This is a genomic window from Spiroplasma endosymbiont of Villa modesta, from assembly GCF_964030925.1.
Taxonomy (GTDB): Bacteria; Bacillota_I; Bacilli_A; order Mycoplasmatales; family VBWQ01; genus Spiroplasma_E.
Genome location: NZ_OZ034992.1, coordinates 1,501,014 through 1,523,095 on the forward strand (window position 1 = coordinate 1,501,014; position 22,082 = coordinate 1,523,095).

At 21.8% G+C, this 22,082-nt stretch carries 32 protein-coding genes; 16 read left to right on the plus strand and 16 right to left on the minus strand.

What is annotated here, in order from left to right; all coding sequences use genetic code 4:
- Positions 1-3: 3 nt before the first annotated feature.
- Both AAHM89_RS09580 and AAHM89_RS09585 read right to left on the minus strand, forming a co-directional pair.
- Positions 4-1,992: a hypothetical protein gene (locus AAHM89_RS09580; protein ID WP_342266192.1), complete on the minus strand. Its 1,989-nt coding sequence runs from the start codon at positions 1,990-1,992 to the stop codon at positions 4-6.
- A 450-nt stretch (positions 1,993-2,442) separates the two neighbouring features.
- Positions 2,443-2,727, minus strand: coding sequence for an HNH endonuclease signature motif containing protein (locus AAHM89_RS09585; RefSeq protein WP_252319983.1), 285 nt, complete (start codon positions 2,725-2,727; stop codon positions 2,443-2,445).
- Positions 2,728-3,177: 450 nt separating this feature from the next.
- Here AAHM89_RS09585 and AAHM89_RS09590 point away from each other — a divergent pair, with 450 nt between their 5' ends.
- From AAHM89_RS09590 to AAHM89_RS09645, 12 genes are all read left to right on the plus strand, one after another.
- A complete protein-coding gene (locus AAHM89_RS09590) occupies positions 3,178-3,405 on the plus strand; it encodes a hypothetical protein (protein ID WP_342266193.1) in 228 nt (75 codons plus the stop codon).
- A gap of 18 nt (positions 3,406-3,423) precedes the next feature.
- Positions 3,424-3,546 (plus strand): hypothetical protein, encoded by a 123-nt coding sequence (locus AAHM89_RS09595; protein ID WP_342266084.1) that lies wholly within the window; start codon positions 3,424-3,426, stop codon positions 3,544-3,546.
- Positions 3,539-4,189 (plus strand): PD-(D/E)XK nuclease family protein, encoded by a 651-nt coding sequence (locus AAHM89_RS09600; RefSeq protein ID WP_342266194.1) that lies wholly within the window; start codon positions 3,539-3,541, stop codon positions 4,187-4,189. The genes AAHM89_RS09595 and AAHM89_RS09600 overlap by 8 nt, the downstream gene beginning before the upstream one ends.
- Positions 4,182-4,472, plus strand: a complete 291-nt coding sequence (locus AAHM89_RS09605) for a hypothetical protein (protein WP_342266195.1) — start codon at positions 4,182-4,184, stop codon at positions 4,470-4,472. Before AAHM89_RS09600 ends, AAHM89_RS09605 begins: the two co-directional genes overlap by 8 nt.
- Before the next feature lie 95 nt (positions 4,473-4,567).
- Complete coding sequence (locus tag AAHM89_RS09610; RefSeq protein ID WP_342266196.1) at positions 4,568-4,756, plus strand: hypothetical protein; 189 nt, start codon at positions 4,568-4,570, stop codon at positions 4,754-4,756.
- Between the two features lie 9 nt (positions 4,757-4,765).
- Complete coding sequence (locus AAHM89_RS09615; RefSeq protein WP_255495922.1) at positions 4,766-4,894, plus strand: hypothetical protein; 129 nt, start codon at positions 4,766-4,768, stop codon at positions 4,892-4,894.
- Positions 4,895-5,045: 151 nt separating this feature from the next.
- A complete protein-coding gene (locus AAHM89_RS09620; RefSeq protein ID WP_339045912.1) occupies positions 5,046-5,468 on the plus strand; it encodes a transposase family protein in 423 nt (140 codons plus the stop codon).
- A 23-nt stretch (positions 5,469-5,491) separates the two neighbouring features.
- Positions 5,492-5,899: a transposase family protein gene (locus tag AAHM89_RS09625; RefSeq protein WP_339045908.1), complete on the plus strand. Its 408-nt coding sequence runs from the start codon at positions 5,492-5,494 to the stop codon at positions 5,897-5,899.
- Positions 5,900-6,095: 196 nt separating this feature from the next.
- A complete protein-coding gene (locus AAHM89_RS09630) occupies positions 6,096-6,872 on the plus strand; it encodes a RecT family recombinase (RefSeq protein WP_342266197.1) in 777 nt (258 codons plus the stop codon).
- Positions 6,873-6,888: 16 nt separating this feature from the next.
- A complete protein-coding gene (locus AAHM89_RS09635; protein WP_342266198.1) occupies positions 6,889-7,059 on the plus strand; it encodes a hypothetical protein in 171 nt (56 codons plus the stop codon).
- A gap of 182 nt (positions 7,060-7,241) precedes the next feature.
- Positions 7,242-7,499 (plus strand): hypothetical protein, encoded by a 258-nt coding sequence (locus AAHM89_RS09640; protein WP_342265893.1) that lies wholly within the window; start codon positions 7,242-7,244, stop codon positions 7,497-7,499.
- A 3-nt stretch (positions 7,500-7,502) separates the two neighbouring features.
- Positions 7,503-8,327 (plus strand): hypothetical protein, encoded by an 825-nt coding sequence (locus AAHM89_RS09645; RefSeq protein ID WP_342266199.1) that lies wholly within the window; start codon positions 7,503-7,505, stop codon positions 8,325-8,327.
- A 37-nt stretch (positions 8,328-8,364) separates the two neighbouring features.
- On the opposite strand, the gene AAHM89_RS09650 is transcribed toward AAHM89_RS09645, so the two are convergent.
- The 14 genes from AAHM89_RS09650 to AAHM89_RS09715 form a co-directional block, all read right to left on the minus strand.
- Positions 8,365-8,571 carry a hypothetical protein gene (locus AAHM89_RS09650; RefSeq protein WP_342265895.1) on the minus strand — a complete coding sequence of 69 codons (207 nt, stop codon included), beginning with the start codon at positions 8,569-8,571 and terminating at the stop codon, positions 8,365-8,367.
- 17 nt (positions 8,572-8,588) lie between these two features.
- A complete protein-coding gene (locus tag AAHM89_RS09655) occupies positions 8,589-8,711 on the minus strand; it encodes a hypothetical protein (protein ID WP_338973392.1) in 123 nt (40 codons plus the stop codon).
- A gap of 4 nt (positions 8,712-8,715) precedes the next feature.
- Positions 8,716-10,470, minus strand: coding sequence for a hypothetical protein (locus tag AAHM89_RS09660; RefSeq protein ID WP_342266200.1), 1,755 nt, complete (start codon positions 10,468-10,470; stop codon positions 8,716-8,718).
- Positions 10,454-11,230, minus strand: a complete 777-nt coding sequence (locus AAHM89_RS09665; RefSeq protein ID WP_342266201.1) for a hypothetical protein — start codon at positions 11,228-11,230, stop codon at positions 10,454-10,456. Before AAHM89_RS09665 ends, AAHM89_RS09660 begins: the two co-directional genes overlap by 17 nt.
- Before the next feature lie 5 nt (positions 11,231-11,235).
- Complete coding sequence (locus tag AAHM89_RS09670; protein ID WP_342266202.1) at positions 11,236-11,613, minus strand: hypothetical protein; 378 nt, start codon at positions 11,611-11,613, stop codon at positions 11,236-11,238.
- Positions 11,614-11,792: 179 nt separating this feature from the next.
- Positions 11,793-12,425 (minus strand): hypothetical protein, encoded by a 633-nt coding sequence (locus AAHM89_RS09675; protein ID WP_342266203.1) that lies wholly within the window; start codon positions 12,423-12,425, stop codon positions 11,793-11,795.
- 20 nt (positions 12,426-12,445) lie between these two features.
- Complete coding sequence (locus tag AAHM89_RS09680; RefSeq protein WP_342266204.1) at positions 12,446-12,631, minus strand: hypothetical protein; 186 nt, start codon at positions 12,629-12,631, stop codon at positions 12,446-12,448.
- Position 12,632: 1 nt separating this feature from the next.
- Positions 12,633-13,145 (minus strand): hypothetical protein, encoded by a 513-nt coding sequence (locus tag AAHM89_RS09685; RefSeq protein ID WP_342266205.1) that lies wholly within the window; start codon positions 13,143-13,145, stop codon positions 12,633-12,635.
- Between the two features lie 16 nt (positions 13,146-13,161).
- Entirely contained in the window at positions 13,162-16,029 is a 2,868-nt protein-coding gene (locus AAHM89_RS09690) for a hypothetical protein (RefSeq protein WP_342266206.1), read from the minus strand.
- On the minus strand, positions 15,992-17,317 hold the full coding sequence (locus AAHM89_RS09695; RefSeq protein ID WP_342266207.1) for a hypothetical protein: 1,326 nt from the start codon (positions 17,315-17,317) through the stop codon (positions 15,992-15,994). The genes AAHM89_RS09690 and AAHM89_RS09695 overlap by 38 nt, the downstream gene beginning before the upstream one ends.
- A 3-nt stretch (positions 17,318-17,320) precedes the next feature.
- Complete coding sequence (locus tag AAHM89_RS09700; RefSeq protein ID WP_342266208.1) at positions 17,321-17,521, minus strand: hypothetical protein; 201 nt, start codon at positions 17,519-17,521, stop codon at positions 17,321-17,323.
- 63 nt (positions 17,522-17,584) lie between these two features.
- Entirely contained in the window at positions 17,585-18,673 is a 1,089-nt protein-coding gene (locus tag AAHM89_RS09705; RefSeq protein WP_342266209.1) for a phage terminase large subunit, read from the minus strand.
- Positions 18,667-19,062, minus strand: coding sequence for a terminase small subunit (locus AAHM89_RS09710; protein ID WP_174480004.1), 396 nt, complete (start codon positions 19,060-19,062; stop codon positions 18,667-18,669). Before AAHM89_RS09710 ends, AAHM89_RS09705 begins: the two co-directional genes overlap by 7 nt.
- Positions 19,063-19,225: 163 nt before the next feature.
- Positions 19,226-19,486, minus strand: a complete 261-nt coding sequence (locus tag AAHM89_RS09715; RefSeq protein WP_338958565.1) for a hypothetical protein — start codon at positions 19,484-19,486, stop codon at positions 19,226-19,228.
- 219 nt (positions 19,487-19,705) lie between these two features.
- Here AAHM89_RS09715 and AAHM89_RS09720 point away from each other — a divergent pair, with 219 nt between their 5' ends.
- The 4 genes from AAHM89_RS09720 (at position 19,706) to AAHM89_RS09735 (ending at position 22,041) form a co-directional block, all read left to right on the plus strand.
- Positions 19,706-19,999, plus strand: coding sequence for a UPF0236 family transposase-like protein (locus AAHM89_RS09720; RefSeq protein ID WP_342266210.1), 294 nt, complete (start codon positions 19,706-19,708; stop codon positions 19,997-19,999).
- A gap of 87 nt (positions 20,000-20,086) precedes the next feature.
- Positions 20,087-20,524: a transposase family protein gene (locus tag AAHM89_RS09725; protein WP_339046404.1), complete on the plus strand. Its 438-nt coding sequence runs from the start codon at positions 20,087-20,089 to the stop codon at positions 20,522-20,524.
- Between the two features lie 7 nt (positions 20,525-20,531).
- Positions 20,532-20,939 carry a transposase family protein gene (locus AAHM89_RS09730; protein ID WP_339045908.1) on the plus strand — a complete coding sequence of 136 codons (408 nt, stop codon included), beginning with the start codon at positions 20,532-20,534 and terminating at the stop codon, positions 20,937-20,939.
- Between the two features lie 196 nt (positions 20,940-21,135).
- On the plus strand, positions 21,136-22,041 hold the full coding sequence (locus AAHM89_RS09735) for a hypothetical protein (RefSeq protein WP_342266211.1): 906 nt from the start codon (positions 21,136-21,138) through the stop codon (positions 22,039-22,041).
- The last annotated feature ends 41 nt before the right edge of the window (positions 22,042-22,082 follow it).

Genomic DNA, 22,082 nt, shown 5'->3' on the forward strand with positions numbered 1-22,082 from the left:
TTTTTAACTTACTAACTGGTAATTAAAATTAAAATTAAAATCAGGGAATGTTAAAGTAGCACGATCACTAATAGTTTTGCCAGCAAACCTTTCTGATAAATCAAGAGTATAAAGTGTATTATCTTTAGTTGGTTGTGTTTCGCTGTCAGTAAATACTAGTTTTACAATATTTAACTCTCAACCCGATTTTGTTGTTACTGCAACATCGGTTTCTAGAAAAATACTTTTTGTTTGAGTAATTAAATCTCAGAAATTATTTACCTTACCACCTTTAATATCTTTACTAATATCAACTGACATACCACTTGGTTTTGTGTCACCATCTAATAAATAATTCATAGTGAACTGTCCAGTAAATGCATTCTCAACTGGACGATAAGAATTGTTATTAATTGTATTTAATAAACTATCTTTATTAGTAATTCAATTACCTAATAAATTATCTTGTTCATAAAAATGTTGACCTTCTTGTAAAATATTTGCATCTTGACCATCTTTTAATCAAATACCTTTTAATGCAAAATTTTTTGGTGAAGGATAATTACCAGTAATATTATTTTTATTATGACCATGAACAATAGCTTTAGCACTTAAAGAACCAACTAATTTATAACTATTATCAGCAGCTTTTATTGTTATTTCAATATTTTTACCTAATTTATTATTAAAAATATTATTACCAACATTTAAATTTGTTGATATTGTATAATCACTATCTTTAATATTAAGATCTGAATAATTTTTTTGGAAATAAGATTGACAAATCTTCTTTACACTCTCAATAATTTGACTATTAACAAATTTAACATCTTCTTCTGATAATTTACTATCGGCATTAATAAAATTACCATTTTTATCTTTTTGATTATCTAAAGTAATTTGAAAGTTTTTATTATCTTTATCATTATTATATTGTGTTTCAATTTCATTAGTTAATTCTTTCATGCTACTTAAATCAGCAATATCATTTTTAACATTTATAGTGCAATTATCTTTTTTTCCTGTAAAGTTTCAAGGATTATTATCTAAAGACGTAATTGAAAATTGAACAGGAACAGATGTAGTAAAATTTTTTGGTTCTGAACTATTTTGAAATTCAATTTCGTAATAATTATGTTTAATTTCTTTTTTGGGTACATTTAATGCTTTACTTAAAGTTGTTTCAAATTGATCTTGAATTGTTGGAATTAATCATTTATCTTTTATTGAATCAATAGTAGCATTTTCAGGATTAGTAATATTAATAATTTTATCAGGAAAGTTAACTGGTAAACTAGCAATATTAATTGCAACTTGATTTATAATATTAATATTAATTTCGATATTAACGTTAGTATTTTCAATACCAAAAATTGATACTTGATCATTAGTTGTTAAATTTAAAACATAACTTTTAGACTCATTAAAGTTCTTTGGCAAAATAAAAGAAGTATTAGTTATCGGCTTTTTATCCTTACCAACAGTAAACTTAACTGCTGGATTATAATTAGCATTTAAGAAAAAATTAATTGGTAATAAAGTTGAATTATCATTATCAATATCACTTTCAATTTTAGGATCAGTTTTTTGTAAATTATTATCAATACTACTTAAAACATTTGTAAAATCAATATTACCATTATCAGCAGCATTTTCAATAACATTAAAATTAACAATATTTGTTGATTTACCAAAATAAGCAATAGTAGAATTTAAACTAATAGGTTTAGAGTTACGATGATGCTTTTGATAATAATCATCTCATAATTTATTATTAGAATTCGGATTAAATTCAGAATTATTGAAAGCAGCAGTAGTATGTAAGAGTAATATCGTAGTAACTGTTGTAGAACCAAATGCTAATAAATACAACGAAAATAATAAGATTCTTTTCTTCTTATTTTTTTTAAGATTAATTGTATATATTGAATTAGATCCTGTTTTTATTTTTTTATGTTTATCCTGATTAACCATATCTTTACTCGTGCTATTACTATTTATTTTATATTTCATTTTAACAATCCTTTCCTAGCATTATTTTTAAAATAATCTAAAGTGAAAAATATAGCTTAACGCTTTAACTTGCTATTTTTAACTAAAATATTAAAATAGGAAAAAATATTAAAATAGTTTAAACCTTAGTTTTAATAAAATAAAACTAAGGTTTAAAGTAAACCAATTAAATTTAGTTTTTATATTTTAATATTAATAATTTTAATAATCATATAAACTTTGCTATACACCTATTAAAATTATAAGGAAAGAAATACTCTGTCCTTAAAAATAATATTACACTTATTATAAAAAAAGACAATATTCTTTTTAAAAAAAGATTGAATATTTTTAATTAAAAAGAACACTAATAGTAAAATAATTTTCAAAATAATTTTTCTTAATTAAGATAAAAATTAAATTAAAAATTCAATGATTAAATTAAATATTCATTGAATTTTTAAATTATGATTAATTTTTTTTAATATTACATTCAACATGCATTGGTTGTAAATTTTCTAAACTATTATTATTTGGATCACCATCAATGTGATCAATATTTCAAGCAAATGCTGAAGTTGGTTGTTCACCTTGATAAGCACCTTTTATCATTGGCAAACAACACCACGGACAAGGAGCTTGCACATTCAATGTTCAAAATTCAGATAATCCTTTAAAATATTTCTCCATTTTTTGAATAGAATAGTTTCATATTTTTTCTTTGTCTTCTTTTTCTCACTTTTTACGACGTGCCACAATGAATTAACCCCTTTCGTATTAAATTATACTATAAGTTACAATATTTTTTTATATTTTTTTAAACTTAATATTACAATGGGCGCATCACTTTAACCCTTAGATTCATAATTGGATAACAAAGAACGATATAACTATCGTTCTTTTTTTGTTAAAAGATTAAAACTTCATAAAACTGTCGTAGAAGTCTAATAGTGAGTACTTTATGTAAATACTTCTATATCAGTATAAAAGAGCATTTAATGTTAAGCAAGTTAAAATGTTACACTGTATCGCTTAATGTAATTATAGATTAATTTGAATAGCCTTATTATGGCTCAGTAAATAACCCATTAATCTATATTAATAATTACATTTGTATTATTTAAAAAAATAGGGGGTTTATATATAAATACATACCTCATTAACAATATCATAACACAATATAAAAAATAAAGGAGAAAAATAAATATGAAATATGTTTACTTATTAAAATATGAAGTTAATTATACTGGTCAAATAAAATACAAAGTCTTTTCTACAATTGAAAATGCTAATAATTATCATCGAAATTATAAACATCATTTAATCAAAGATGCTTTTATTGAAAAATATGAAATATTAGTAATGGAATTAGACATAAATTTAAATAATGATGATTATATTGCAAAAAAGCCACTAAATAAAAAACTTAATTAATGAAAGGAAAAAATATTTATGGAATATAGAGAATATAGAATGGTTGGTTCTTGTGATAAATGTAGAAAACAATCTTCTTTTGGTAATAGATTATGTAATAAATGTTTTTGAATATTAATAGGTAGAAATAAATATGAGTAAATTAATTTTTAAAAAAGAAACACATCAATATTTTTTAGAAGATAAAGAATTAATTTCAGTTTCTAGAATTATTGATAATTATTTAGGTTTTGGATATAGTCATATAGCACCAGAAGTATTAAAAAATGCTTCAGTTCGTGGTAAATGAGTTCATAAACTTAATGAATTATATTTACAAAATATTAATCAAGAAAATATTATTAATAATTTATTAAAAAAATTAAAACCAGTAACTAATAATATAAATTATTCTTATTGTAAAAAATCACTTATTTTTTTAAAAGAAAAATTTAAAGATAAAAATAATTATGAATTTATTATTGAAAAACCTATTAATGATAATTTAATTGCAGGAACTCCAGATTTAGTTTATTTAAATAAAAAAGAAAATAAATATTATTTAGTAGATTATAAAACTTATGCTTCTATTGATGAAGATAAATTAAAAAGAATTAAATTACAATTAACTGCTTATTATTGTATGTTACTTGCTAAGGGTATATGACCATCTAATAAAACTTATGTTTATTTAACTAATAAAAATATTCAAAAAGAAATAGAAATTGAAATAACTAATGAATTATTACTTGAATGATTTAAGGTAAAAACAAAATATTTTAAAGGAGAAAATAAAAATGATTAAAAAAATACCTGAGAATAAAGAAAAAATGAGAATTTTAAAACAAGATTTAAAATATAAAGAAATGTGTTTACATAAATATTTTTTATTTACTTTTCAAGATAATGAACCAGAACAAAATATATTTATTTGAAATATGATTAAAGATTTACAAAAAGATATTAAGTTTATTAAAAGTCAAATAAACCTTTATAGAGAAAGAATATTTATAGACTTTAATAATGATTGTGAAGATTTAAATTGACTTAAATTCAAAGAAATGCAAAAAGAAGAAAATAATGAATAAATGTAAATATTGTAATAAAAGAATTTTATTAAGTAAATATTGATGTCTGAAATGTTTAGAAAAAATAGTTAATGAACTAATTAAGGAGAAATAAAATGATTAATGAAAAAACAATTAAAAAAACTATTTATTCTTGTAATTCAATTGAATTTGATAAATTACCTAAAAAATTAGACAGTAATCTAAATAATTGAATTGAGATTAATAGTCATTTAATAGTTAATCCTAGTAAAAATATTGAAGTACATTTAGATAATAGATTTAAAACAATTAAAAAATGATAGGAGTAACTTATGGATAAGAAAAGTTCTGGTATGGATAAATCAATTTTAATTTTATTAAAACATATAGGAAAAATTAATAAAAAATTAGATGAAATTTTAGAATTATTAAATAAAAAAGGAGAAGAAAATAATGAGTAATAATAGTAAAAATGAATTAAAAATTCCTAATTTTATTAAAAGTAATAAAAGACATATTCCGTAATTATTTTTTTGAAAAATCAAGTAATAATTTTAAAATTTATTTTATAATTTTGTTATTAACAATAAATTTAGAAAAGTGTTGATAAAAATGATTTTTGAAAATTTAAAAAAATTAAAAAATGAAGAATTTTACAGATATTTTGGTATAAAACGTTTTCATTTTAATGAAATGTTAGAAAAATTAATTGAAATAGAAAAATTAGAAAAAAATAAAGGTCGAAAAAATAAACTTTCAGTAGAAGAAAGATTAATGATGACTTTATTATACTGAAAAGAATATTATACTTTTTTTCAAATGAGTATTAAATCTAAAATGAGCCCATCAAGTTGTTTTCGAAATATTACTTGAGTAGAAAATAAACTTAGTAACCACAAAGATTACCAATTTTTAAAAGAAAGATATAAATTAAAAATTGATAAAAAACAAGAAAATTCAAATGAATTTCAATTTTATTTAATTGATTCAACTGAGATTGAAATTGAAAGACCAACTAAAAAAAACTACAGTTAGAATATTTTTCTGGTAAAAGTTGAATGTATTCTATAAAATTTCAAATTGTATATGATTTTTTTAATAAAAAAATTGTTGATATTTTTGCTGATAATGGTAAAGTGCATGATTTTCAAATATTAAAAAATTCAAATCTTGAATTTTCAGAAAAAACAATAATTATTGGTGATTTAGGATATCAAGGTATACAAAATATTTATAAAAATACAATAATACCAATTAAAAGAACTAAAAATAAAAAATTAACTAAACAAGAAAGAAAATACAATAAGATTGTATCTAAAATTAGAATTAAAGTTGAACATGTCTTTGCTTGATTGAAAAGATTCAAAATTTTAGTAAATAAATGTAGAAAATCTAAATTTAGACTTATGTACTTAAGATTTAACTTACTTTGTGAAATTTTTAATAAAATAAAACCATTAAAATAAAAAAAATATTAAAAATATTTTTTTAAAATTTAAATTTTTATCGAGTTAATATAAAAATATTATTAACAATTTTTTGTTTAAAATGTAAACTCATTTTTTAAACTATTTTTTCAAAAAATATTTATTTCTATATTCAATAACACTAAATAGTTTTAAAACAATTTTATTGACAATTAATTAAATTTAATTACGGAATATGTCCAAAGAAGAATTATTAAAATTTAGAAATTATTATGAAATGATTAGAAATTCTAGTAAAGATTTAAGAAATATGAATCAACAAAGTTTATTTAATGCTTTATTTAATTTATATAAATTAAATCTTTCAATTAATCCTATTAAAAAAGAATTAGCATTAATACCTTATGGTGATGAATTACAAGTGCAAATTCAAGAAGATGGTTGATTAACATTATTACAAAGAACTGGATTAGTAGTTGATTTTCAAAGAGAAAAAATAACAACTGCACATAAATTTAATCAAGAAAATAATAAATGAGAAATAAATCCAGCATTAATTTTTGAAAGAAAAACTATTAATACAATTGGTTATTATTGTTATATTTCACTTTTAGATAAAAATGGAAAAATTAATAATTTTTATAAAGGAATGACTGTTGAAGAATGTCAAGAATGAAGAAAAAAATTTAGTAAAACTAAGCGTGAAGATAGTCCTTGAAATACTAGTTTTGACCAAATGGCATTAAAAACAGTTGTAAAAGCATTAATTCGTGAAATTAATAAAACACCAATTATAGTATTAAATAATCAAGATGATATTAATTTAGCACTTCAATTAGACCAAAGTGTAGTAATTGATGAAGAAACAATTGCTTATAAAGATAATACTGGTGATGAAGTTAAAATTATTAATTCAAATAATAATATTGATAATACTGATATAAATTCTACTTTATCTAAATTAAAAGAATTAGAAAAAGAAGAAGAAATAATAGAAAATTTTGAAGTTTAATAAGGAGTAAAAAATAATGAATAATCATGAAAATTGTATTAATAAAGAAAAATTACTTGAATATATTAATGAAAGATTAAAAAATGCTGAAGAACAATATAATGATGAATTTTATTTGCAAGCTAAAATATTTGAAATAGAAGATTGAATTGAAAAAATAGAAAAAGGTGAATTTGATAATGAATAATTCTAAACAGAAAAATATAAATTTAGGAATTAATTATAAAAATGCATAATGACTAAATGAGATTTAGCAAAATGATTAATGGAACAATGATTAGAAGCCAGAAAAAATAATGATAAAGAATATATGCGAATAATACAAGATAGTTTTAATGAATTTGATTGAGAATAAAAGGATGTGAAATAATGAGAAATATTAGAACTGAATGATTTTATAATGAAAAAAGTCCAAAAGAAATAAAATGTCCAACAGTTGGATTATTAAAAAATAAAGAAGATGCTTTATGTTATTTATTAGCATTAAATTTATATCCAAAATTATATCCACAAGATATTTTTTATTCATGAATATTAGAAAATAATCAAACTGGATATTTAATTATAGTTGGTAATAATAGAGATACTATTGGAAATATGCAATTTAAATTTATAAAAGGAGAATAGAAAATGCCAAGTATAGAAAATACACAATCAAATTATACTTTAACTAAATTAATTAGAACTGGTATAAGTCCTATTTGTGCAATGATTGGTACAAGTGCTTATTATGGTCAAGTGATTTCAAATCCAGTATTAGGTTCAATTAATAGTTTATTATTTGGTAAAAAATTAGGTTTAGATATTTGAAATTTAAATCAAAGACCAAATACTAAAACTAAATTAATTAATAGTAGTAAAAAAATCTTATTAGGATTAGGAACAATTGGCTTAGCAAATTATGCTAAATTTACTAATTCTTCAATTAACCCTAATCCAACTGAAAGTCCAATAACTACTACTATTGACCCATTTCCACCAGATTTGAGACAAAACATAATTTTTATGGGACAAAATAGTGAATTTATGGGACAAATGGATTGAGATACATATATTAGTTTAAATGCTTATGGTATTTCAAATCTTATTAATGGAATTCTAGAATTAATACCTAATAAATTTGAAGCAATAAGAAAGATTTGTAATATGGCAACTGGTGGATGTTTAATATCAAGTGGTGTAGCAATGGGTATTAATAATGATTTTAATAATGCTTATGCAGTACCTACCATAATTGCTGGTGCTAGTGAAATAATCCATAATTTACTTCCAATAGAAACAAATCATAGTAGAGAAATGCAAGAAACTTCATTTACAAATGAAACTGCAAGATTAATTAATGATAATAGATTTACTATTAATAGTGAAACAAGTAGTCAATATGGAACTAATATGAGTGATGTAATTTTAGATAATGCTTCATTAAATTGAGATTATAATCACATGAGTTTATAAATAAGTAAAAATGCCTATTAAAGGTATTTTTTTATTATTAATAAATACTTTTTACTTCTGGTTGTTTATTAATAGAATTTAATTTAGTTTGTAATTTATTAATTTTATTTTGTTTTTTAAGTGCTTTTTTATTAGGGTCTGTTAAAGATTTACCAAAAGCAATAAATGCTTTTCCTAATTTAATTAAAACATAACCCCCATTAATACATAAATTAGCAACTATAATAATTGTTGTAGTATCCATATTAAATCACCACCTTTCTAAAATATTTGATTAATTTTTAATACAATTTTTACAATAATAAATATAATTAAACCAGCAGTTGCAGAAGATAATAAAACTCCAATTAAACCTAAAATAATTTTTATAATTTTAAAAAACATAATATTATTCCTGTAATTCTTCTAATTTTTTAAAAATATAATCTCTACCCATACCCCACATTATTCTATTGTTATAAATATTAATTTCAGTTTGTTGGTTATTGTTATTATTCGCTATTCATAAACTACTTTTTACAACGCTTGTATCTAATTGATAATAAAAATTAATTATTTGTCAACTATAATTTTTATTATTTTCTTTACTTGTATAATCACCATAACTTATATATATTCTATAATGTGTTTTATCTTTAAATATATATTTTATAAAATTTTGATTATTATTATTTTTATCTGTTATAACTTCTCCTACTTCTTTTCATTGTGGAATACTTGGACTTGGTGTTGGAGTATTTGGTAATTCAATATTAATCTCATTATTTTTTAATTCATTTATTTTTAAAGTATGACTTGTAATTTTTATAGGTTGAATAATATCTACTTTAACTGTATTTTGTAATTCTTCTAATGAAAAAATATTTGCATATTTTTCATTTCCACCTTCTAAAATTAATTGTCATTTATTAATATCTAATAATTGTAAATATAAAATACCTTCTTCATTATTAATTAAACCTTTTGTAAGAAATATTTTACTTCCATGTATTCCACCTAAATAATTACCTGTTTTAAATTCTACTGTTATTCTTGTATTTACTTGATGAAATGGTGGAGATTCCCATGTAATAATTACTCTATAAAGAGTATTAAAAGCAAGATTAAAATCACCATATTTACGATTATTTATACTTTTACCTATTATTTTTCAATTTTCTTTAACTTGTTTTTTATTTATTTCATTAATAGCACCAACAATATTTTTATTATTAGTTTCTAATCTTCCATAAGTATTATTAAGCAATAATGAGATAGCAAGAGAACTATTTGAACTATCATTTATTCATAATTGGTCTCTATCATCTTTATATGTAAAATATCCTTTCATAAAAACAGATTTTTTATAATAATTAGTTAAATCTGGTATTTTATTATCAACATATTCTTTGTTAGTTGCATCAGTTTCAAAAGTAGGTGTTCCAACATCAATAATTCTTTTATTATTAGCAATAATACCTTTATCATCTTTTAATTTAACAAAATTAATATTATCTTTATCAACTTCTCATAATGAATCAATATTACTATCAACATGAATTTTTAATTTAGGTATAGTATCACTAACATTATCTATTTTTATACCAGTACCTTCAATTAAACTCATTTTTTGTAAAAATGTTTTATTACCAGAATCTCAAGTAATTAGTTTAGTATCACTTTCATCAAAAATACTAGGAGTATTAAAATTATCTGTATTACATGAAATAGGATTATTAATTGCTTTTCTTGGAGTATGTAAATTTGCTTGTTGTAATAAATTATATACTTCCATTAAAACATAATCTGGTTCACTTGGTGGACTAATACTACTTGATAAACCATTACCACTAATAGATACTGAACTTCTTATAAATGCCATTCCATCAGTTAAATAATATATAGTCATTCTTGCAGTTGCTCTTTTAACTAATTGTTGTTGAGTTTCATTAAGATTTTTAAATCCTATTACTTCAATTTGATTACCAGTAATAGTATTAATTCTTTCACTTGATATAGCAATAGCCATAATAGTAAAATCAGTTTTAGTATTATCAGTAGTAGTTTGGTCAGCATCTGGTATAAAACCATATATAGTTTTTAAATCATCTTTTGTAATATAATTTAAATTTACATTTCAATCAATATTATTTTTGTTTTCCATAATCTTTATACCTTCCATATCCTTGTACTACTTGTGATTTATTAACTACAAACTTATTAAGTTTTTTATCAGTTGCTCTTTCATTTAAAAGGTTGACTGAATATCTTGTTCTTTCTTGTCTTTGTGGTTTTTTAACTTTTCTAAGTCCGCCATAATAATAATCTCCAAGAATACTTCATGCACCATGACCATCTATTGTTTTAGTTTTTACCATTTCTTCTCATACTCTTAAAGGTATATTAAAAAAATCATAAGTTTTACTTGATGTTTTAAATTCTACTGTGGCAATTCCATAAGTTTCACCTTTTAATTGAATAATTGGTACTCACATTCCACCCGATAATGCTAAACTTGTTAAATTAACATGAACACCAATTATTTTTTGATAGTCTTGTTCAGTTAAATCTTCCATAATAATTTCTTTACCTTGTTGCATAAATTTTTGACCAGTTAAATATTGCTTTTGTAATTGTTGAATTTTAGCAATATTTTTACTAGTAATATGTGTCATTATTTTTTTATGAATTACTGGTAAATTAGTAAGTGTTTGAAGATTTTTATTAAAAGTATTTAATTCTTCTTGTAACTTTCCTTTTCCTAAAGTTTTAGAAAAAATTCTAGTTTTTAATATTCCTGCTGGTTTTTTTAAAAAACTATTAAATAATGAATTATTTTTTTTAAATTTTTCTATTAATTCAGCAGTTTGAATATCACTAACAGCAGTTTCTAATATTATTCTTAAAAGTAAAATAATAGGCATTTAAATTACTTCTTTGTAAAAGTTACTTGTAAAGAACCATCATATAAATTTTTACCTTCAACATTAGCACTTGTTGCTGTTAAATCTGAAAAATTAGCATTACCTTTTCGATAATTAGGATTTTTAGCAATAACTGCTTTTTCTACTTCATCTGCAGTTGGTGTTGCACCAGCCATAGTAATAGCACCTAAATTAGTAAATTCAATTGCTGTTGCAATATCTATACTTGAAGTAACTGTAAATCCTTTAACTAAATCTGGTCTTAATGCTTTACCATCACTTACTAAAAACTTATGAAAGTTTTTAATATTACCATTAGTTTGTAAAATAAATGTATTATCAAGACCACGATTAAACGGAAATGCCAATGCTTCTTTATGCACTAATACAGCATCACAACCCCTAAAGTCAAATCCTTCTTGTTTATCAATAACTCCAGCTGGATAATTTCTTCCTAATCATGGACATTCTATAATTTTAATACCACCAATTTCTAATACTTTACCACTAGCTAATGCTTCACTAGAACTTTCACTACCTAAATTAGCATTTGCTAATAAAACTAACGGTTTAAAAAACTAGATACTCATAATGTATAATCTTCTTCATTTGTACCAATATATTCATCAGTAATTCTTGCTTTTAAAGTTGCTAATGTAGTTGAGATTTTTAATCATAATAATGCTCTATAATCATCTGTTTTAGGATTAGTTGGTAATGCTATATTAATAATGCCATTATCTTTTGCTGTTTTAACTGCTAATTGAAGTAATTTAGCAACTAAATATACTTCTACTGATTTGGCTTTTGCATCAATTCAACCAGAAACATAACTATCACCCATAATAATGCCACCATCTTCAAATTTAGCACCTAATCTTTTTAAATCTAATGTTTCAATTTCATAATTAATTTCTTTTGATTTATTTAAAAGAATTTGTTCTGTTCTAATTGCTGTTACATCATTTTCACCAGCACCACGTTTATAATCTTGTGTAATATTACGTTTTGTAACATCATAAATAGCAGTACCAGCATCTAATTGCTCTCTATTTTCTACTGTTGCATTAATTAATGCTACTCTTTTTGATAATAAAACTTTTAAATTTTTAAGATATTTAATTGATAAATCTGCTTTACCACTAGGTGTACTAGGGTCATTAATTGTTGTTGATTGTGTTGTAATAATTGCCATTTTATTTTTCTCCCTCTATATTAGCCTAATAGTCAATCTTTAACTAATTGTGGCATTTCATTTAATAATGTTTGATAATCATTAATTGCATTTTGTAATATATTAATATCAGTAAATTTAAAACAATTATCAATATGTAATTCAAAATCCCTATCAATTCTGATATCTTGTTTTCTATATTTTTCATTAAATTCAATTTTTGTCATATTAACCACCTACCATTCCAAATTTATTAGTATCTACATCTTCTTTTTTTTCTTTAAATTTATCTTTTACATCTAAAGAATTACTAATATTTGTATCTTTATTTTTATTAAATAAATGTGGAAAATCTTTATTTAATAATGATAATTCTTCTTCAATATCATCTTTATCTCCAAGATATCTTTTTAATAAATTAATATTTTCTTGTGATAAATCATATTTTTTATAACTTTCTGAATGTCTAATTTCTCTATCTTTATCAGTTTTTTCTTTATATAAAGCATTATATTTTTCTTCTAATTCTTTATATTTTTCTTCTAAAGTTGGTTCTTTAGACTCTTCAGTTTCATTGTCTTTTGATTCACTTTCTACTGGTTTTGATTCATTTTCTTCGGGTTTTGATTCACTTTTTGGCTCTTTTGATTCATTATCTGTTGAATTTGATTCACTTTCTTGTTCATCTTTTTCTTTTTCTTCCATAGTATTACCTTCTTTCATTTCATTTTCATTTAACATAATTATCACCACCTTTCTAAGTTGAACTTTTTGGATTAATCACCAATGACGTAGTTTGAAGATTTCAATTAGCAGATGAGGCTGCCATATAAAGTTTTGGTACTAATGTTGTTATAAATTGGTATTGAACTACGATTAAGTTATAATCTTGACTTTTATATGCTTTTGTTTTAAAAGCCATTATTTTAAATCAAATACTATTTGGTAAATTTTTACCACTAGTTGTTTGATTATCATTAGTTCATATTAAATCATTAATATATATATTATTTAATCTTTCTGCATTTGTTAAAGAAGCAGTTTGATTAATTCCTGTACCACCATAATCTTCATTTTTTATATTAAATGTTCAATTATTATTACTATCATTATGATTTCCAGAATCATTGTTATAAGTATTATCATTATCTTGAAAAAGAGCAGTATCATTTTGGTTATCTGGTAAATTACCAATATCAGTTAAATTAATTTTTATAGGTGTAAATCAATTTTTATTATTTATATATTTTTCTGCAAATGGTCTATCATCATATATTGCATTCATATTAAAATTAAAATTAAATGTTAAACTTTCATAATCTTCTTTAAATTTATCAACATTATCATAACCATATTGATTTACATAAATACCAATACTATTATGAAATTTACCTTTAACATCTTCTAAAATATGGGGTCTCATTTGATAATTTAAACTTGCATTTTCTAATGGAGAATTAATATTATTATTAATTCCATATTGACTTTGATTACTTAAATCAATAAATATAGGATGTGCTCTTTCTATTAATGGTGGTGGTTGTATTGCTTGTGGATAATTAAATGGTTGGTCAAATTTAAAAGTATTATTTGCTAAAATAAATGTATTTTGAATTAATCTACTATTATTACTTGCTTTACCAACTGTTTGATAAGTACCACTTCAAATACTAAAATTATCATTAACAGCACCATTTCTATTATCTGGCATACTATAAAATGTTATTTTAAAATTACTTTTACCAACAACCTTAATATCAATCATATCAATTGCTCATTTAACAATATTTGTATCAGTAAATTTAGGTTCATTTAATAATGGAATTAAACTATTTTCTTTTGGTAATAATGAAACTGTATCTTTACCACCAGCACCATTTAATTGACCTAAATTTACAGTATCATAAATTCCTTGTGAAGAAATACTTGCATCATTAATATTAAAATTTTGTAAATTAATCTTATCTGTTAAATTAAATGTAAATGATGTCATATGACTTGCTGTACCTAATACAGATTGAATAGTATCTGGTGTTTCATTTCTAAATACATCTAATGGAATTAATGCTGGATTAGTACTTTGTGAACTATATAATAATGTTGTATAAAAATTATATAATTCAGCAGATATTAAGCCATTTATATAAGGAAATTGTGGTATTAATAAATTACTTGATAATTTAGCACCAATATCTAATCCACCAACAAAAGCATTCATAAATGAGCCAAATACAGGTATAGTATTAAGATTAATTTTAATAGTTTCTCTAACTGTTAAAGGTATTTCACTAATAGGATTATAAATAAAATAATGTAAAGCATTAATAGTATTTAATTGCTTAAATTTATTATTATTCATATTATAATGAGTATTACCAATAAATTTTTTATTATTTTTATTATAATATTGAAAATATGGATTACCAGCAGTTGCATAATTATAATCTTCTATTTCAGCACCATTTAAAAAATTATTATCTCAATAATTTACTAATCTATTTGATACATCAACTTTATTAGTATTTTTAGTTTTTTCAACATTAGTTCTTAAATGACCTTCATAATGTTTTGTTGCACCATCATCATAATTTGGAGAAATTACTTTTTGTCAATCTTGATAACTATCAATTGTACTTTCACCACGTACAGTTAATACATAATTTGTTTCTGGTAATGCTTGAAAACTTACTGGGTCATAAGTTGAACATTGATATTGTCATGGAAATAATAATTTACTTGGATATTGTCTATATTTATGTTGTTTAGTATTAATAGGATTATTATCAATATCTCTACCTCATAATGCTATTGAAATAGGTTTAACTGAACCATAAAAAGATATTTGACAATGTGTTACTGGTAATGGAGTTAAATAATTATCATCTAAAATAATATTATTATTTTCATCTAATGCTGGTAATGCAACTGGGTCGCCCGGGGCACCTAATTGTACATATTGATTAATTGCTAATCCACTATGTGCTAATTTATCATTTAACGAACTAAAAGTACATTGAATAAAAGCAAGTTCTTTATTTTCGGGATTATAAGTTTTAGTTGCTACTTCAAGAATATATCATTGTCTATCAACTTTAATTGATTTATCAGTATTTATAACTTTATTAATTTCTGGAATCATATATAACTTATATAAATTTGAAACAATATTATTAATAAAATTAAAATTCTTTTTTTCATTTGGAATATTAATAACTACATTTTTAATTGCTTGTTCTTGAATAAAAGCATTATTTGCTGGAGTTGCTGAATAAGTAATACCTAATTGGTCACTTACAATATTTCCATAAAATACATCTCCAACTTGTAAATCTTTATATGCTTCATCTGGATTATCTTTTTCTTGACTGGGATAATAAGAATGGTCTCAAACTGCTTGTATTGCTTCTCTTCCAGTAAAGATTTTACTAAATGAAGTATAATCATTAGGAATTGAAGTTGGTGGTTTATATCCAGTTTCCGTTGAATTTATAGCACCTAAAATAATAGTAAAAGGACATACACGAAATTGTAAATCTTTATTTTGTGTAAAATCTTTTTCAATTTCACCTGTACTTTTTCATACAGTTTTAATTAATTGATGATTTATTTTCGGTATCATTCCCATTTTTAGTTTCTCCTAAAAAAGTATTATTAAATTCAATTTCTTCTTTTTGATATTTTCTATTTTCATTAATAATTTGTTGTGCTTCTTCTTCACTAACACCATATCTTTTAACAATAATTCTTTTAATATTAGTAATTCCTAATCTTAATTCTGCTTCATCAATTTCAAGTGATTTTAATCTATCTGTAATAGTATTTTCTTTAATTTCAAATGTTCATTTAGATTTATCACCATCTAATCCCATTAATATAAAACATCTTTGAAATATTTCATTTCAATCACTTTGATTTAAAGTTCTTTTAATTCTTGTAGTTTCCATATCACGAGAATTAGTAATTAATACTTCTGCTTCAGTTTTTTGACTTGTAGTATCATTTACTGGACTATATCCATTTGCTTCAAAATATTTATCAATAATAAATTGTATAAATTCAACATATTTATCTAATATTGGTGTTCCTTGAATTACTGCAATTGGTAATGTACCACTAGTACTTCCTACACTTCTTAAATTTGTTTGTAATATAAAATCACCAAATAATTTTTTAAAATCAAATGCAGTTTTAGATTGATTTACTTCTTGTTGAGTAATATTAGCAAATACTCTTGTACGATTATATTCAAGTTCTTTTCATACTATTTCAAAAGTATGATTTAATAATTTTTGTAAACCTTTACAAGCAGTATTATCTGGATAATAATCACCAATAACTCCACCAAAGAAATTCTTCTTAGGTAAATTTTGCATAAATTTAACTGGAATAATACCTAAATTATGATTTTCTATTAATGGTAATTTTAAATCATCACTTATTTCTTTTTGTAAACCATCTAAAGTAACAGTATCACTAGTAAAATATCTAATTATTTGATTTGGAGTATATGTTGTTTTAACATAAATACTTTGGTCATCATATTGTAATCTTGACCAAGTACTAGCACTATATTCAGTTTCCAATACTCTTGCAACTCTTGATTGAGCATATGGTTGAGCAAAATTTAATGCTATTCTTCCAGCTTTACTTTTATCAATTTGAATAATACTATAACCATAACCAGATTTAATATGACAATCTTGATAAAATAAACTATCAAAATTATTTCATTCTTTTAATTTTTCAATTGCTCTTTTATAATCATCATCTTCACTTGTTAAAGTATAACCATTACCTCATAATAATTTACTCCCATGATTTGCAACCATTTCTGATAAATTTACCAAACATCATTTAGATGATAATAATTCAGTATTATTAGATTCAGATATTAATGTTTCATTATTATTCATATGTTACTTCCTTTCAAAATAAGGATTTATATCTGCACTTAAATTTCTAATATATGGTTCTATAGCATAATCAAAAGCATCTCGTAAATGGTCATTACCCGCTAATGGTATTTGTTTAATACTTTTAGGGTCTCATACAGCCAATCTAAATTCATCTAATAATGATTGTGCATTCATACTAATATTTAAGCGTTCTGATGCCATTAAAGCAACATTCTTACCTATTCTAAACTCAAGTCTTAATTTCACACAATCTTTAAAATATAGTTATGAATTAACTTGATATTTAATTGCTGTATCATTTAACATTTCAATAAATGTATAATTACTAAAATCACAATATACAGTTAAACCATATTCATATAACAAATTATTTTCTTTTGCTAATTTAATATAAAACTCTACTACTAATCTTGCTAATTGCTTATTATCATAACGTATTAATTTATTTTCTATTTTTAAACAATCAATAACATTAACAAATTTAAAATTATAATCAAAACCTATTAATACACATGCTAAAGCATCATCTTTAAACCCATAATCTAATCCAGCACTAAATCTATAACTTGGTTGTAATAATCTACTAATCTTATGAATTAAATGTGAATATATTCCACCAGATTCATAACCTACTAATCCATGACTTCTTACTCTTGCAGATATTGGGTCTAATTTTTCTATTTCTAATAATTGATGCTTATCACTATCTTTTAAATGAGTATTTAATTTTCAATTTTGATAATGATAAATAGTATTATCAATAATAGTAAATTGTTCATATTCATTAATAATTTGTTTTTCATTTTGTGGACAAGCATTTATAGTTTTTTTAATAAATTCATTTAAAATACTTCAAGGATTACAACTTTCAATTTCTAATAATTGATTTGCACCACGAATTGCATCTTTTAAATCTTGATAATCATTTTCAGTAATTTCATATCTTTCATCACTTCATATAATTACATAATCATATAAATAATTACTTGCTAATCCAGTTAATTTAACATTACTATTATCTTGTGAATGTAAATATTTACAAGTTATTTTACTACCATTAAATTCAATAGTTTTTTTAGTTTCACTAATAATAAAATTAATACTAGGATATGTTGCTTTAATAATTTGTTTTAATTCTTGTCAACTATCATTTAATTGTTTTGACATATTACGAATTAAATAAGCATGAATATTAATATTTTCTAACATTAATAAAATACCAAGAAATTCAATATCACTAAATGTTTTACCAGATTTACGACTACCTAATTGTTTAATTTTAGTAATATTTAAAGGTTGTTTTAAATACATTCTTTTAGCAATATCTAATAAATAACCAAAATTACTTAACATTTATTCTTACCTTTATTTTCTAAACTAATTGCTATAGGGGCTGTATTATCACTACTTTTTATATCAATTTTTGTAGATAAATGATATTCTTTCACAAATGCTCTTTCTAAATATCATGCAGTATTATTTGCATTTGCTTTTAAATATCTTTGTGTATTAATATGACGTATTTGTAAATATGCTCAATTAATTTGTTGTAAAAAAGTATTTCTCTTTTTTTGTTTTCAACTATAAAGAGTATTTTCTGTAATATCTAAATAAACTAACATACCAATTTTAGTTGGTACTTCTTCAGTTTGTTTACAATGATTAAAATATTCTTCTAATTTTTCTCTTAATGCTTTTGCATCATTAAAAATTGTTCTTATTTTTATTTTTTCTTCTTGCACATAAAAATCTCCTTTCATATGCTTTAAAAACACAAAAATTTATGATATAATTAATATAATCTTTAAGTTAAGTGACCGAAAAAAACTAACTTATTAACTTTATTAATTACTTCATATATTCTTTTATTTAATTTTTATAATATAATTATAACAAAAAATAGCATTATACTGCTATTTTTTTATTTCTTTTTTTAAATTTAAAAATTTTACTACATTTATTTTTTCAAAATTTAAATTCTGGATTTTGTTTTTTGTATATAATCATGCAACCAATAAAAGCGCCAATTATATTTAAAGAAATTGTTAATCTTAAAATACCAAAAATATTATTTTTTTGACATTGTTTTATACCATCAAAAGCAAGTAATCCCAAAACAATAGTAATTGGTAAACAAATACCAAATATAATTACTCAAATGTCCATTTTTATTTTCCTTTTCTATTTCTATTTTTCTTTATTGTACATTATTTTATTAAAAAAGAAAAGATAACTAATAAAAGTTATCTTTTAAACGTAAATAGAATTTGCAGTTTATTTTATCGTTCACTAATATTATACTCTAAAACCAAACATTTTTCAACAATATTTTAATAAATTTGATACAATTTTTGAGTTAAAAAATAAATAGAAAGGTGTTAAAAAATGTTTAGTTTTAAAGGATTTCTAAAATCTGAAATCAGTAACATTTTAGCAAAATATTTTCAAAAAATCCATAATTTTGATGAATATTTTTTTCTAAATAGAGATAAAAATCAATATAAAGTTGCTTGAACATGTAATAGAACAGTAAATACTCCAATTGGAATGGATACTTTTAGACAAAGAGTTTATTGAGATAAAATTAATAAAAAAACTAATTATCCAATTTATGAAGAATTTGGTATTAAAAAAAGAGCAAGAATTACTAATGATTTATATTTTAGACATATTCCGTAATTAAATTTTTTAAAAGTCAATTAATAATTTTAAAATTTATTTTATAATTTTGTTATTAACAATAAATTTAGAAAAGTGTTGATAAAAATGATTTTTGAAAATTTAAAAAAATTAAAAAATGAAGAATTTTACAGATATTTTGGTATAAAACGTTTTCATTTTAATGAAATGTTAGAAAAATTAATTGAAATAGAAAAATTAGAAAAAAATAAAGGTCGAAAAAATAAACTTTCAGTAGAAGAAAGATTAATGATGACTTTATTATACTGAAAAGAATATTATACTTTTTTTCAAATGAGTATTAAATCTAAAATGAGCCCATCAAGTTGTTTTCGAAATATTACTTGAGTAGAAAATAAACTTAGTAACCACAAAGATTACCAATTTTTAAAAGAAAGATATAAATTAAAAATTGATAAAAAACAAGAAAATTCAAATGAATTTCAATTTTATTTAATTGATTCAACTGAGATTGAAATTGAAAGACCAACTAAAAAAACTACAGTTAGAATATTTTTCTGGTAAAAGTTGAATGTATTCTATAAAATTTCAAATTGTATATGATTTTTTTAATAAAAAAATTGTTGATATTTTTGCTGATAATGGTAAAGTGCATGATTTTCAAATATTAAAAAATTCAAATCTTGAATTTTCAGAAAAAACAATAATTATTGGTGATTTAGGATATCAAGGTATACAAAATATTTATAAAAATACAATAATACCAATTAAAAGAACTAAAAATAAAAAATTAACTAAACAAGAAAGAAAATACAATAAGATTGTATCTAAAATTAGAATTAAAGTTGAACATGTCTTTGCTTGATTGAAAAGATTCAAAATTTTAGTAAATAAATGTAGAAAATCTAAATTTAGACTTATGTACTTAAGATTTAACTTACTTTGTGAAATTTTTAATAAAATAAAACCATTAAAATAAAAAAAATATTAAAAATATTTTTTTAAAATTTAAATTTTTATCGAGTTAATATAAAAATATTATTAACAATTTTTTGTTTAAAATGTAAACTCATTTTTTAAACTATTTTTTCAAAAAATATTTATTTCTATATTCAATAACACTAAATTGTTTTAAAACAATTTTATTGACAATTAATTAAATTTAATTACGGAATATGTCCTTTGATATATTAGATAATTTAATTGAAAATTTAATAAGTAAAAAAGGTTATTTTAATATTCAATCAGAATTTAAATATACTTCTTTTTCTAAAAATCTTATTTCAAGGATTTTTAAAGAAGCAAAAATTGAAAAATGAATACCAGAAGAAAAATTTAAAGTATTAGATAATCAAAAATTAAATATATGTGCAGATGATGCTTTTGTTACTTGTTGAGATGAAAATGGTATAAAACAACAATATTGTTGTAGACTTTTAACTTTTAATTTAGGTAAAAAAGAAATTTATTCATATAGAAATAAATTAGATAAAAAAATAACTTCATTTATGTTATTTAAAACTGGTAATGGTTTAAATCAACATGAATTATATCAATTTACAACACAAACTATTCTTAATCATTATGATATTAATTTAAATATATTAGGTGTTCAATGAGATTATCATAATTATAATTTAGTTGCTGCTGGTGATGGTGCATTGTGAATTAAAGCAATGGCAAGTTGATTGGGATGTTATTATATTTTAGATAAGTTTCATGCTTTAAATTATTTATGAAAATCTTTTGTTGGAGTTCGTGGTAAGAAAAAAGAAACTCATGATTGAACTAAATATATTGAAGGTGCTACTACTTTTTCAAGTGGTGATTGTAATCAATTACTTAATTTTTTAAAACCTAATGTTAATGAAAAAACTTATAATTATTTTAAAAATAATGCTCATGGTATTGTAAATCAAAATGCTTCTTGAAATATTGGTTGTAGTGCTGAAAGTGATGTTTATCATTTTTTAAAATCTTTAACTAATGGAGCAAAAATATATAATTATCAAACATTAAATAATATGTTAATTGCAAAAGCAAATTATTTAAACACTAGAAGTTATATTAATAGTACTTAATAAGTTAAAACTTCATATTTTTTAATTCTAATTTTAAGATT